The following is a 12713-nucleotide window of genomic DNA, read 5'->3' on the forward strand; positions in this document are numbered from 1 at the left end:
ACGCCCATCCCTGCACCCTGCTCTGAACGGAGCCGCTCATGCGCGTCCGTCCATTATCCGTGGTTATGGCTTTGGTGGCGTCCGCGTTCGTGATCATCCACCCTGCGGCGGCCACTGAACGCACGGTCGTGAAAGAGGTCTTCTCGCCCGATGGCACGATCTCCCGTGTCCGGGTGGTCGAACCGCCGTCCGAGCCCGCGCCCCTGTCCGCCGTCGCGGCCGAGGTCGTGCCGATCCAGCAGACCGGGCCGTCGGCGTCCCGCTTCGACCTGGTCTTCGTCGGTGACGGCTACACCGCCTCCCAGATGGCGACCTACCACCAGCACGTGGTCAACCGCTGGAACGAGCTGACGAGGATCGAGCCGTACAGGTCGCTCAAGGACTCCTTCAACGTCTGGCAGGTGAACGTGGTGTCCAACCAGTCCGGTGTGGACAACGATCCCTCGAACGGGGTGCGCCGCGACACCGCGCTGGACATGAACTTCTGGTGCGGCGGCACCGAGCGCCTGCTGTGCGTGAACGAGACGAAAGCCAAGCAGTACGCGGCATCCGCGCCCCAGGTCGACCAGGTCCTCGCGGTCGCCAACAGCACCAAGTACGGCGGCGCGGGCGGCGGAGTGGCCACGTCCTCCGGTGGCAACGCCCAGTCCGGCGACATCGTGGCGCACGAACTCGGCCACTCGATCGGCGGCCTGGCCGACGAATACGACTACCCCAACGACCTCTACACCGGCTCGGAGCCGCGTGAGGTGAACGTGTCGGTGTACCCGAGCGCCACCATGTCCCAGTACAAGCTCAAGTGGTACGCCTACCTGGGCAGGACCTCGCCCGACGGCGGTGTCATCGGCACCTATCAAGGCGGGTACTACCACCGCCGCGGCATCTACCGGCCCACGGACAACTCGCTGATGCGATCGCTCGGCCGCCCGTTCAACCTGATCGGCCTTGACGTCATGCGCACCGCGATCCAACGCAAGGCAGGCGGAGTGGTCTAGCGTTCCCCGGGCTCGTCCGCACGGTGTGGACGAGCCCGGACGGCCACTCCTGGCTCACGACCGCTGTGCCTGCGCCGGACTGTCCTGCCGGGCAACGGTTTCGCGGACCAGACGGGCGTTGCCGGTGCGGTGGATGCCCGCCGCGAGGGTGAGCACGAGCAGGGTGGCGACGCCGAGACCAACGCTCACCCATGCCACGCTCGGGTAGCCCAGTCGGGCGTCGATCGCCTCGCCGCCGAGCCATGGGCCGAGGGTGTTGCCGACGTTGAAGGCGGCCGTCGTGCTCGCGCCGACGAGGGTGGGGGCGTTGCCCGCCACCGTGAACGCGCGCACGTTGAGCGCCGGGTTGACGCCGAAACCCGCGACGCCGAACAGGAACACGGCGAAGATCGCCACCGGTGTCGTCGGGCCCGAGACAGCGAGCAACACCAGTGCGAGCAGGGCGATGGCGAGGCCGCCGTAGAGCGTCAGGAACGGTTTCGCGTCGGCCAGCCGTCCCCCTGCGGTGATGCCGATGAGCGCACCGAGACCGAACAGGGACAGCACGCCCGGCACCCAGCCCGCCGGCAGGCCGCTGACCTCAGTCAGCAGCGGGGCGAGGTAGCTGAAGGTCGCGAAGATCATCGCCTGAGCCAGTGCGATCACGCCGAGCGCCAGCCAGAACCGGCCACCCCGGTAGAGCCGCAGTTCGGTGCTGATGTGGGTCTTTTCGCTGCCGTTCTGCGTTTCCGGGACGAGTGCGAACACGCCGATCAACGCGATGACAGTGAGTACGGTGACAGCCCAGAACGCCGAGCGCCAGCCCGCGTGCTGGCCGAGGAACGTTCCGGCGGGGACACCGGCGATGTTGGCCACGGTGAGGCCACCGACCAGGATCGCGAGTGCACGACCGCGTCGCGCGGCCGGAACCAGTGCGACCGCGGTGGCCGCGGCGACGGCCCAGAACCCGGCGCAGGCAACGGCGCTGACGACGCGCGTGGCGAACAGCAACGCGTATCCAGTCCCCAGCGCGCCGACGACGTGGGAGATGCCGAAGACGACGAGCAGGCTCATCAGCGTCGCCCGCCGTGGCACGCGGAGGGTCGCGATGGCCAGCAGAGGAGCGCCGACGACCATGCCGATCGCGAAGGCGGAGATGAGCAGCCCGGCCTCCGGGATGCCGACACCGAGGTCGGCGGCCATCCCCGGGAGCAGGCCGGTGATCATGAACTCGGACGTGCCGAGCGCGAAGACGCTCAGCCCGAGCACAGCGACTGCCAAGGGCACGGGAATTCCCTCCAGTTTTGTATTGATTAGTCCAAAATGTCGCCGTGTGACGGCATCGCGTGTGCCGCGGGGACTACTTGGCGGCGATCGCGTCCACCGCGAGGTCGGCGACCGCGCGCATGGCCGCCTGTTCGGCGCCGCGCCGGGACATCATCCGCAGTCCGGCGACGGTGCTGTGGGCGAACTCGGCGATGTCGCTCGGGCGACGGTCGGCGTTGACCGTGCCGTCCCGCTGGCCTTCCACCGCACACGTGGTCAGCAGGGCGAGTTGCCGCTGGGTGTCGGCCTCGATCCGGGCGCTGATCTCCGGGTCCCGGTCACCGAACTCGGCGACGGCGTTGACCACCAGGCAGCCGCGTCGGCCGTGGGCGACGTCCTCGTCGATGGTGTACGCGAACAGTGCGCGGAAGCGCTCGATCGCGGTGCTCCTGGCCTCCAGCAACGCCGCCCTGTCCCGGAACCCGCGCTCGGCGTAGTGGTCGAACGCGCGCAGGAACAGCTCGTGCTTGCTGGTGAACGTGTTGTAGATGCTGCTGCGGCCCAGGCCGGTGGCGTCGCAGAGTGCCTGGGTCGACGTGCCTTCGTAGCCACGCGACCAGAACGCGTCCATGGCGCGCCCGATCGCCGCGCGCTCGTCGAACTCCTTCGGCCTGGCCATGCGGACGACCGTACCAGGTTTTGGATCGGTCAGTTCAAAACGAGCGGGGCGTCACAACTCGTAGGGGTCGTACGCGGCCAACGCGTCGGCTTCGGACCACGCTTTCCCACAGTGACCACCGCCCAAGCGCCATTCCAACGCATGCCTGTCACTCTTCAACTTTGTCCGAGTCCTTGAACGGGACTGGTCAAGGCACGGATGCCCAGAGGGCAGAGCGCCAATTCTCAAAGTCCCCATTGCTTGCCACCGCATGACTGCCCGAGAACCGAGAGTGCGGCAGTGGCGCAGCCCTCTGGCGATGACGACCAGGCCAACGGCGACCAAGAACCACCCTGAGGGTCAGATCACTCAAGCATGTGCCAGGAAGGAGACCCGCCCTCTCCTGCTCAGAGATCTGCCTCCCGGCGAGGAACCCCGTCTGTAGAACCAGAAACCTCGAGCAAAGACCGCTCATCAGGCAACCAAGCACCACGCCCCCGATCAACGACCAAAACACCCACCGCGAGCACCAGTGCCACTGCAGCTGTCACCGGCGCGACAATGAAAGCGCCCATCGCGCCGTGCTCGTCCGCCAGATTTCCGGCGACAGCCCGACCAAGAGCGGTACCAAGCGGCCCCCCAGCACACAGGATGGTCATAGCGACAGCAGCCTTGTGAGGCGGAGCCAACCGTTCCGTCAACGCGTACAAACTGATCATGTACGGCGCGACAGTCACGCTGGCAACGGCAATAGCCGCAGGAAGAGACACCACAGCCCCATTGGCCAGCAGAAGCGACATACCTCCCAACAAAGTGGCGGAGAACGTCACATACCGGTGGCGCATCTTGAACCGCCGCGGCAACCAAGCACAAGCCACCCCGGCAAGCGCACTGCCGATCCCGAGCTCGGCGTACAACAGCCCCGCGGCAGCGGGCTGTCCCGTACCAGTGGCGTAAGCGGCAACACCAGTCTGAATCGCGCCGAACACTGCCCCGATCAAAGCCATGGCAAAGAACATCACGGCCAACGGCCCACGCGGCAACCGCTCAGCCGAAGCGGCCGGACGATCGGCGAGCGCCACATGCGGACGCGCGTGCACGAACGCGAAGGGCAAAGTGGCACCGGCAAGCACGGCGATCGTCGCCACCGTCGGCGCTACCGGAGAGATCACCGTCAGCACCCCGACCAGCGCCGGGCCGATGACGAAAGTGGTCTCGTCAGCCGCCGCCTCATAGGACAACGCAGTGGGCAACAACTTCGCTTGCCCCTGTGTGTGCGCGAGATGTGACCAGTACACGCGCACAAGTGGACCCACCTGGGGTTGGGTCAATCCGGTCAACGTCGCCGCGACGAACATCGCCGGACGGTCCATCTGCGTTGCCAGCAGCAACAGGGCCATCGCGACGACGTTGCACACAGCGGCCGTGGAACCCACGACCCGGTGGCCGAAGCGGTCGGCCAGCGCACCGACCACCGGACCGCCCACCGCGGTCGCGATGGACTGCGCCGCGCCGGCCAGACCGGCGAAGGTGTAGCTGCCGGTGACGGATTCGAGCAGGATCAACGTCGCCAGCGGGGCCATGGCGTACGGCAGGCGAGCGAGCAGGCCCAGCGGGAAGAACGTCGGGCTGACCACCCGGAGCAAAGCTCGGTAGGACATCGGGTCTCCATTTGCGCACCATCGACTGGCACGCCTACCCAGCCACCTAGCGTGCTAATGCGCCCGATTCTGCGCGCGAGCATACCAGAAAGGCATACACACCAGGGTTTTCTCATTTCATAACGTCACATGGCGAGCCTATTGACCACTTTGTCGTTGCTGTGTAGCGTGCGAATGGGGGTTGATCTCACAGATATCACAGCAAATTCGTTCGCCGCCTTCGACAGTTGACTCACTGGTTCAGGGCGGCCATTTCGTGCTGCGATCCCGAAAGGACTTTGGTGTGACCGACCTGGCCGTACTCGGTAGTCAGGACGTCGACGCTCGCGAATGGCTCGACGACGTGGAACGCGTCGAACTGCCCGCGAAGGGGAAAGCCGTACCCGCGGTCAAGGGCAGACTCGCCGGACACGAACTGATCGTGTTGCCGCGCAACAGTTCCGGCAGGCCGCGGCCGCCGCACTCGATCGACTACCGGACGAACATCGAGGCGCTGGCGGCCGCGGGCGTTACGAAGGTGCTCAGCACCGCCATGGTGGGGACGTTGCGCACTTCGTTGCCGGTGGGCAGCATGATGCTGGTCGACCAGTTCATCGACTTCACCAAGGACCGGCAGTTCACCTTCTTCGGCGACGACGAGTTCGGCTTCGCGGACATGACCGAGCCGTACTGCCCCGCGCTGCGGGAGCAGCTGCTCGAAGCCGCCGACCGGATCGCCGTTCCGATGGCGCCGACCGGGTGCTACGTCGGTGTGCCGGGGCCGCGGTTCGAGACGCGCGCCGAGGTCAGGATGTACGGCTTGCTCGGCGGCGACGTGATCGGGCACACCGGCACCACGGACGCGATCCTCGCCAGGGAAGCCGGGATGTGCTTCGCGACGGTGGCAGGCGTGATCACGTTGGGCGCCGGGCTGTCGGACCACAGGATGAACGCCAACCACTGGCACGGATCCCGCAGGGAGCACGCCGCCAGGTTCCGCCGCATCGTCGCCGAGCTCACCGGCAAACTGGGCACCGGGCCGTCCGCGTGCGGGTGCGCGGAGTCGGCGCCGATCGAGAAGTAGCCGTGGCACCGAAACCGCACATCGTCTGGGACTGGAACGGAACACTGGTCGGCGACAGCCGGGCGCTCATCGAATCGGTCATCGCCGCGTTCGCCATGACGGGGCTCGGCGCGGTGACAGTGCGGGACCACCAGCGGCTCTTCACCCGCCCCATCTCGGCCTTCTTCGGCCTGCTCGCGGGCCGGACGCTGAACGAGCGCGAATACGCGCGACTGCGCGAGAAGTTCGACCAGGTCTACGACGGGAAACGAGAGCGCATAGGCCTCACGCCCGGTGCGCACGAGGCGCTGGAGACGTGGTCGAAAGCCGGTGGCACCCAGTCGATCCTGTCCATGTGCCCGCAGGACGCGCTGACCGCGCACGTGCGGCAGCACCGCGTCACCGAGTTCTTCACCAGCGTCGACGGGTTTCCGGGAACAGGGCCGGACACCAAGGCCTGGCACCTGCGCAATCACCTGACCGGCCTCGATCCGCGCACCACCGTGCTGATCGGGGACACCACCGACGACGTGCTCGCCGCCCGCGATGCCGGGATCACGTGCGTGGTCTACCACCAGGGCCCGGATTCGCTGCAGTCCATCGACCATTTCGACGGCCTCGACGCGCACGTGGTGCCGACGCTGTCCGACGCGATCGCCCGAGTCGCACACATCCGTTAGACGCCAGGGGGACCCGATGATCGAGCCGGTGGCAGCAAGACTGCCGGTCGCGCAGATCCAGGCGGCGGTCAGCCGGACGGCGATGCGCGCGGACCACAGCGTCGCACCGTTGTCGGCGGTGTTCTACCTGCAGGAACGGCACGCCTTACTGGAAACGGCTGTCGAGGAGGACAACCGCACGGTCATCGAGTCCGCCTTGGTCGACCTCTACGCCGCGAGCGCGTGGATCGCGGACGGATACGGTGTCGTGCTGAAGAAGGCGTACCAGGGCCTCGGGCACAGCGCGTCCTTGGACAAGGTCATCGAGGAGCGGCGCGGCCATGTCCGCGGCGGCTGCGAGATGGCCACCCCGCGGGCGTTGCTGACCGAGGTGGTCCGCAACATCGGTCTGTACGAGATCGGCTACGACACGGTGAACGCCCAGTCGCTGCGGCCGTTGCACCAGCTCATCCCCGAGTACCACATCGCCTTGCTGGACATCGCCATCACGCTGGACCTGCAGGTGTTCGACCGGCTGCGGTCGGCGTTCACGTCCGAGCCGGTCGGCCAGCTCGCGGCGACGTTCCACAACCCGATGTACGCCCAGTCGGCCAGGCGGTTCGAGCCGGTCGTCAACCACACGTACTGTCCATTCGCGACGGTCGCACGGCTGTGGGGAGCGCCCGACCACGACAGCTCCTTGACGGTCGCCGACAACGTCAGGGCGGCGCTGGACGGCGTACTTCGGTTCACGAGGGCGGCGCAGCGCGAGGTTCTCGACGGGTTCGTCTTCGCGTTCCCGTCGGACCAGTTCGGCGGCACCTTGGCGCGGTTGGGCCGGTTGCTGCGGACGGTGCTCGGCACGCTGATGGCGAGCGACCCACGCGAACCCCGGGTGCTGAACCGCGGCGACGTGGTGCGCGAAGGCTGGCGGTTCTCGTTCGACGGCGAGGACTACTTCGTCCCGGTCTTCGCGCCGCTGTACGGGCAGGACCACAGCCGGTACACCTACGGCGTCGACGACACCGTGTTCATCCTGCTGCAACCCGACAGTTCGTTCCACGCACGGCTCGGCCGCGATTCCGGACAGATCCGCAAACAGATCCGGCAGCGGTTCAGCGACGGCCTGCAGTCGTACTCCGGAACAGGCGAACTGGAGGCTCATCGATTCCTTCCCGCCCTCGGTGACGGAACACCGGCGCCCGCCTGGTACGACGCCGCTATCCTGTGAGGAAATCCCTGGAACGAAAGAAGTCGTCCTTTCCATGCACCCGATCCGGTTCGCCAGTGGAAACGCCATCAAACTCGAAGAAGCGCGGCACGTCTTCCCCGATGTCGAACAACTCCGAATCGACGTCCCGGAAATCCAGGCGACCGAACCGGCGATCGTGGTGGCGCACAAGCTCGACGCCATCGCGAGCCTGGGCGTGACCGGCACGGTCGTCGTCGAGGACACGGGCCTGCACATCGAGGCGTGGGCGGGACTGCCCGGCGCGCTGGTCAAGTGGTTCGTCGAGGAGATGGGCACAGCACGGCTGGCTTCGGCCGCGTTGGCACCCACGGGAAGCTCCACGGCCGAGGCGGTCAGCGCTGTCGGCGTGCTCCACCGGGGTGAGACGGCTGTCTGGGAAGGGCGGCTCAAGGGGACGATTGTGGCCCCGCGCGGCGATCTCGGCGGCTGGACACCGATCTTCGAGGTGGACGGATCGGACAAGACGTTGGCGGAGTTGACGTTCACCGAACGGATGGCCGTGACGATGCGCCGTGGCCCGTTCGAGTCGGCCAAGGCCTGGCTGGCGGACCGCGGCACGGAGTGACTGGAGACCCTGATGTCGTCAACCGGTGTTCCGTTGATCATCGACACAGACCCTGGAATCGACGACGCGTTCGCGCTCGCCATGGTGGCGCGGAGCCCCGAGGTCGACCTGCGGGCCGTGACCACGGTGTTCGGCAACGTGCCGATCGAGCGGACCACCCGCAACGCCTTGCGGCTGCTGGCGTTGTGCGGCGTCGACCACGTTCCGGTGAGCCGTGGGGCGGCGCGGCCGTTGGTCCACGAGCAGCCGCACGACGCCACGCACGCGCACGGCGGCGACGGGTTGGGCGGTGTGGCCGACACGTTGCCTGGCCCACGGCGGGTTGTGGAGGCCGAACCCGCGGTGGAGACCATGGCGCGGATCCTGGATTCCGCCGAGCGCCCGGTCACGATCGCGGCGATCGGGCCGCTGACCAATGTCGCACTGACCCTGGCGGTGTACCCGGAACTGGCCGGGCGGATCGGACGGCTGGTCGTCATGGGTGGCGCGCTGGCGTGCGGCAACATCACCGCTGCCGCGGAGTTCAACGTGTGGTCCGATCCGGAGGCCGCGCGCCGGGTGCTCGCCGGTTCCGGCGTCCCGACCACCTTGGTGCCGTTGGACCTCACGCACCGGTCGTGGGTGGATTCGGCGTGGCTCGACCGACTCGGTGCCTCGGGCCGGACCGGCGCCGCGTTGACGGCGATGGCACGCCCCTACCGTGCCCACTACCGGGATCTGCTGGGCAAGGACGTCCTCGTGTTGCACGACGCCATCGCGCTCGCCGAGGTGATCTGGCCGGGCGTCCTGGACTGCCGTCCGACGCCGGTGGACGTCGAATGCGGGCTCGGGCCGAGACGCGGCGCACTGGCAGTCCGCTCCCCCGGCGACAACCAGGTGCTGATCGCGGTCGAAGCCGCACTGGACGACCTGCGCGAACGAATGCTGGCCCGGCTGGTCGAAAACCCGTGACCCGGGGTTCGGGAACGGTCCCCGACGGGCACCGCACACTGATCGCATGACTGAGCCTGTGCAGCGCCCGAAGCGCCCCGGCGTGCTGATCGGGGCCCTGATCGTGCTGCCACTGGCGGCTCTGCTGTTCAGCATGACCGCGACGAACCTCGGCGGCCCGGGGAGTTCGACCACGACCCCGCCGTCGGCGGCCCTGCTGTTCGCCCTGCTGGCGATCCGCTTCAGCTGGGCCCGTGCGGTCTCGACGGTCTTCCTCGCCCTCTCGGCCTTCCAGTGGCTGCCGGGTGCGATCGAGCACGTGGGCGACAGCCGGACAGGGCAGGAAGCGATCTACGTCCTGATCGGGGCAGTCCTCTTCGTGGTTGGTGCCGTCATGGTGTACGCACCTCAGTCGAATGACTACTACGGCTCGGTCGCCCGCTGGCGGCACGCCCGCAAACACCAGCAGCCGACCTGAGCGCAGACAGCCCCGGAGCACGTGCCCCGGAGTCTCCGGTGCTTTGCGAGTTGCCCGTTGGGTTTGTGCACGGTGACAATCACGGCGACAATGCGGTATGGACACCGATCCGGCCGACCAGGCGGTGGCACCGGGCGTGCCACCAGCCGTGGCCGCGGTGCTGTCGCGGGTCGACGAGATCGCCGCGGCGATGGTCGCCCGTGCCATCCAGGAGATCCCTGCCTACCGCCTGCTCCCGGCCAGCGTGCTAGACAGCGATCTGCTCGCGAACACCCGCGCCATCGTCGAACTGTTCCTGACCGCGGTGGCCGAGGGCCGGGCGCCGACCGAACGGGAACTGGCGCTGCCCATCGCGTGGGGCGCGGAACGCGCGCGGGACGGTCTCCCGCTGGACGCCGTGCTCAAGGTGTATCCGATCAGTGCGCAGGAGGCATGGCGCCTTGCGCGAACTGTGGCCGACGAAGCCGCGCTGAACGCGCTCGCCGAGCACGTCCTCGAATTCCTCGCCGTGGTAATGCCTCAGGTCGCGCAGGCGTATCTGCGGGAACGGGAGGACATCGACTGGGAGGAGCGCGAGCACCGCCAGAACCTGGCCGGGAACCTCCTCGCCGGACGGCCCGCGCACCGCGCCGCGCAGCGGTCCGGTCGCACCCTGGCCGAACGCTACGACGTGGTGGCGTTCCACATCCGCGCCGACTCCGCCAGCACCCGGGTGACCACCACCCTGTTCCGCGCGATCCAGGCCGAACTGGACACCGAGCCCGGCGTCCTGGTGACCTTCGAGGGTGACGGCGGCGTCCTGCTGGTCCCGGCCCGGTCCGGGGCGGAAACACGGTCTCGTGTCGCACAGCTGCTTGCCCGGATGGACAAGGCGGCGGGCAACCCGTGCCTGGCGGGAGCCGCCGCGGCGGCCACGCACGCCGACATCCCCGCCGCGCACGACCAAGCCACCGAGGTGCTGACCCTGGCCGAACGGCTGGACTGCCCGCCCGGCCCGTACTGGCTGGCCGACCTGGCCATCGAGTACCAGCTGGCCAGACCGGGAGCGGCCCGCACGGCCCTGGCCGAGGTGCTGAGTCCGTTGGCCGGCCACGAGCACCTGCTTGAGGCACTGCGGGTGTTCATCTCCACCGGGTACAGCCGGTCCGACGCCGCGGCGGCGCTGAACCTCCACCGCAACACGCTGACGTACCGGCTGGACCGTGTCCGCGCCCTCACCGGCTACGACGCGACCCAGCCCGCGGACGCCCGCCGCCTCGCGGCCGCGCTGACCGCACACGACGTCATCGCCAGGGAAACCTAGGCGTAGAAGGCGTCCAGTGTGGTGCGGTTGTTGGCTTCGACGACCTTGCGCCGGACCTTCATGCTGGGCGTCAGTTCGCCGGACTCCACGGTGAAGTCCCGGTCGAGCACGGCGAACTTCTTGATCGTCTCCCAGCGGTTCAGCCCGGCGTTCAGCTTGTCCACATAGGATTTCACGAGCTCGGCGACCGGTTCCGAGCCGAGGACCTCGTGGTCGGCGAGGCCCCTCTGCCTCGCCCAGGCAGCGATGGCGTCGGCGTCCAGTGTGACCAGTGCGGTGCAGTAGTTGCGGCCGTCGCCGTGCACGAAGAACTGGCTGGCGTACGGGCAGATCGCGACGAACCGGCTCTCGATCGCCGACGGCGCGATGTACTTTCCGCCGGAGGTCTTGAACAGGTCCTTCTTGCGGCCGGTGATCCGGATCAGCCCGTCGGGGTCCCTGGCACCGATGTCCCCCGTGTGCAGCCAGCCGCCAGCGTCGACGGCGCCCGCGGTGTCCTGGTCCAGGTTGTGGTAACCGGCCATCACGCCGGGGCTCGCGACCAGGATCTCGCCGTCGTCGGCGATCCGCAGTTCGGTACCGGGCAGCGGCGGGCCGACCGTGCCGAACCGGAAGCGGTCGGGGCGGTTGATGGTCGCCGCGGCGGTGGTCTCGGTGAGGCCGTACCCCTCCAGGATCAGCACTCCGGCCGCGTGGAACCACTCGGCGATGTCGGTGTTCAGCGCGGCGGACCCGGAGACGAGGAACCGGATCCGGCCGCCGAAGTGGTCGCGGATCCTGGCCAGCACCAGCCGGTCGGCGATCCGGTGCCGCACCGACAGCCACGGCCCGGGTGCGCCGCCGTCCCGCCGAACGCGGGACACGGCCGTGCCGACGGCGAAAGCCCAGTCGAAAAGGCGTTTCCGCAGGCCGCCGCCGTGCTCCACGGTGGTGATGATCCGGGCGTGCGCCTTCTCGAAAATCCTCGGTGCCGCGGCCATCCAGGTCGGGCGGACGGCCGCGAGGTTGTCGAGGATGCGCTCGACACCGCCGTCGACGGCCGTGGGGAACCCGACCGACAGCTGTAACGACAGCAGCACCTTGCCGAACGCGTGTGCCATCGGCAGCCAGAGGAACTGGAGGTCGTCGATGGTGAGAAACCCCTGGGACGCCACCGCTTCGGCTTGGTAGGCCCAGCCGGAATGGCGCAGCCGGACGCCCTTGGGGACGCCGGTCGTGCCGGACGTGTAGATGATCGTCGCCAACCGGTCCGCGGTGGTGGCCCCGACCCTGTCGTCGACGGCCCCGGGCTTCAGCTCAAGCAGGTCGTCACCAAGCCGTCCCAGTTCGGCCAGATCGAGGACCCAGTCGTCGTCAGGGGCCGTTCCGTCGAGCAGGACGACGGTGCGCACCTGGGGGATCGTGTCGCGGTGTTCGCGCAGTTTGGCCACCTGCCCGGCGTCCTCGGCGAAAACCACCTGGCTGTCGGAGTCGGCCAGGATGTACGCCACGCCGTCGCCGTTCGTGGTCGGGTACACCGTTGTGGTCGCCGCGCCCGCGCACATGATCGCGAGATCCGCCGCGATCCACTCGTACCGGGTGCCTGAGACGATCGCGACCCGCTGTTCGGCCTGGACTCCCAACGCGATCAGCCCGGCCGCCAGCCTGCGCACGTCGTGCTCGGTCTGCGCCCAGGTCAGCGATCGCCAGCCGGTGCCGTCGCGGTGGCGGAACGCTTCGCGGTCCGGTGTGCGCGCGGTCCGGTCGAGGAACATCCGGCCCACCGACACGGTCATCGGGCCGTTCCTGCCGGGAAGGTCAGAACGGGGACGACGGCGACCAGCACCACGGCGGACACCACGGCGATCCGGGCTAACTGGGAAACCTGTGACATCATTGTCGCTCTCCGTCACGGTCAGTGATCAGGCCGAGGGCGCCGATCGGCG

The 12713-nt window shown here is 68.4% G+C and carries 12 protein-coding genes; 8 read left to right on the top strand and 4 right to left on the bottom strand.

What is annotated here, in order from left to right; genetic code table 11:
- Positions 1–65 precede the first annotated feature (65 nt).
- Positions 66–995, top strand: coding sequence for a M64 family metallopeptidase (locus ALI144C_RS41700; RefSeq protein WP_330359644.1), 930 nt, complete (start codon positions 66–68; stop codon positions 993–995).
- A gap of 54 nt (positions 996–1049) precedes the next feature.
- Here ALI144C_RS41700 and ALI144C_RS41705 read toward each other — a convergent pair whose 3' ends face one another.
- The 3 genes from ALI144C_RS41705 to ALI144C_RS41715 all read right to left on the bottom strand — a co-directional run bounded on the left by ALI144C_RS41705 (position 1050) and on the right by ALI144C_RS41715 (position 4535).
- A complete protein-coding gene (locus ALI144C_RS41705) occupies positions 1050–2261 on the bottom strand; it encodes a Cmx/CmrA family chloramphenicol efflux MFS transporter (RefSeq protein ID WP_076992712.1) in 1212 nt (403 codons plus the stop codon).
- Between the two features lie 73 nt (positions 2262–2334).
- Positions 2335–2919 carry a TetR/AcrR family transcriptional regulator gene (locus tag ALI144C_RS41710; RefSeq protein WP_076992713.1) on the bottom strand — a complete coding sequence of 195 codons (585 nt, stop codon included), beginning with the start codon at positions 2917–2919 and terminating at the stop codon, positions 2335–2337.
- 386 nt (positions 2920–3305) lie between these two features.
- Entirely contained in the window at positions 3306–4535 is a 1230-nt protein-coding gene (locus ALI144C_RS41715; RefSeq protein ID WP_202819175.1) for an MFS transporter, read from the bottom strand.
- A gap of 307 nt (positions 4536–4842) precedes the next feature.
- Between ALI144C_RS41715 and ALI144C_RS41720 the strand changes: the two genes are divergently transcribed.
- From ALI144C_RS41720 to ALI144C_RS41750, 7 genes are all read left to right on the top strand, one after another.
- Positions 4843–5622, top strand: a complete 780-nt coding sequence (locus ALI144C_RS41720; RefSeq protein ID WP_076992715.1) for an MTAP family purine nucleoside phosphorylase — start codon at positions 4843–4845, stop codon at positions 5620–5622.
- Between the two features lie 2 nt (positions 5623–5624).
- The gene (locus ALI144C_RS41725; RefSeq protein ID WP_076992716.1) at positions 5625–6281 is read left to right on the top strand and encodes an HAD family hydrolase; all 657 of its coding nucleotides are present in this window, start codon (positions 5625–5627) and stop codon (positions 6279–6281) included.
- A gap of 16 nt (positions 6282–6297) precedes the next feature.
- Positions 6298–7491: a YqcI/YcgG family protein gene (locus ALI144C_RS41730; protein ID WP_076992717.1), complete on the top strand. Its 1194-nt coding sequence runs from the start codon at positions 6298–6300 to the stop codon at positions 7489–7491.
- 34 nt (positions 7492–7525) lie between these two features.
- Positions 7526–8077: a non-canonical purine NTP pyrophosphatase gene (locus ALI144C_RS41735; RefSeq protein ID WP_076992718.1), complete on the top strand. Its 552-nt coding sequence runs from the start codon at positions 7526–7528 to the stop codon at positions 8075–8077.
- 12 nt (positions 8078–8089) lie between these two features.
- The gene (locus tag ALI144C_RS41740) at positions 8090–9028 is read left to right on the top strand and encodes a nucleoside hydrolase (RefSeq protein ID WP_076992719.1); all 939 of its coding nucleotides are present in this window, start codon (positions 8090–8092) and stop codon (positions 9026–9028) included.
- A 46-nt stretch (positions 9029–9074) separates the two neighbouring features.
- A complete protein-coding gene (locus ALI144C_RS41745; RefSeq protein ID WP_143231169.1) occupies positions 9075–9485 on the top strand; it encodes a hypothetical protein in 411 nt (136 codons plus the stop codon).
- Between the two features lie 97 nt (positions 9486–9582).
- Positions 9583–10788, top strand: a complete 1206-nt coding sequence (locus tag ALI144C_RS41750) for a PucR family transcriptional regulator (RefSeq protein ID WP_076992721.1) — start codon at positions 9583–9585, stop codon at positions 10786–10788.
- Here the strand turns inward: ALI144C_RS41750 and ALI144C_RS41755 are convergent.
- Entirely contained in the window at positions 10785–12563 is a 1779-nt protein-coding gene (locus ALI144C_RS41755) for an AMP-dependent synthetase/ligase (protein WP_076992722.1), read from the bottom strand. The genes ALI144C_RS41750 and ALI144C_RS41755 overlap by 4 nt on opposite strands.
- Between the last annotated feature and the right edge of the window lie 150 nt (positions 12564–12713).

It is taken from the genome of Actinosynnema sp. ALI-1.44 (assembly GCF_001984155.1).
In the GTDB taxonomy this organism is placed as follows: domain Bacteria; phylum Actinomycetota; class Actinomycetes; order Mycobacteriales; family Pseudonocardiaceae; genus Kibdelosporangium.

What these genes read in the sequence shown, in the direction of transcription:
- ALI144C_RS41700 (WP_330359644.1), top strand. Translation starts at nt 66, where the DNA reads ATGGCTTTGGTGGCGTCCGCGTTCGTGATCATCCACCCTGCGGCGGCC.
- ALI144C_RS41710 (WP_076992713.1), bottom strand. Translation starts at nt 2,919, where the DNA reads ATGGCCAGGCCGAAGGAGTTCGACGAGCGCGCGGCGATCGGGCGCGCC.
- ALI144C_RS41730 (WP_076992717.1), top strand. Translation starts at nt 6,298, where the DNA reads ATGATCGAGCCGGTGGCAGCAAGACTGCCGGTCGCGCAGATCCAGGCG.
- ALI144C_RS41735 (WP_076992718.1), top strand. Translation starts at nt 7,526, where the DNA reads ATGCACCCGATCCGGTTCGCCAGTGGAAACGCCATCAAACTCGAAGAA.
- ALI144C_RS41740 (WP_076992719.1), top strand. Translation starts at nt 8,090, where the DNA reads ATGTCGTCAACCGGTGTTCCGTTGATCATCGACACAGACCCTGGAATC.
- ALI144C_RS41745 (WP_143231169.1), top strand. Translation starts at nt 9,075, where the DNA reads ATGACTGAGCCTGTGCAGCGCCCGAAGCGCCCCGGCGTGCTGATCGGG.
- ALI144C_RS41750 (WP_076992721.1), top strand. Translation starts at nt 9,583, where the DNA reads ATGGACACCGATCCGGCCGACCAGGCGGTGGCACCGGGCGTGCCACCA.
- ALI144C_RS41755 (WP_076992722.1), bottom strand. Translation starts at nt 12,563, where the DNA reads ATGACCGTGTCGGTGGGCCGGATGTTCCTCGACCGGACCGCGCGCACA.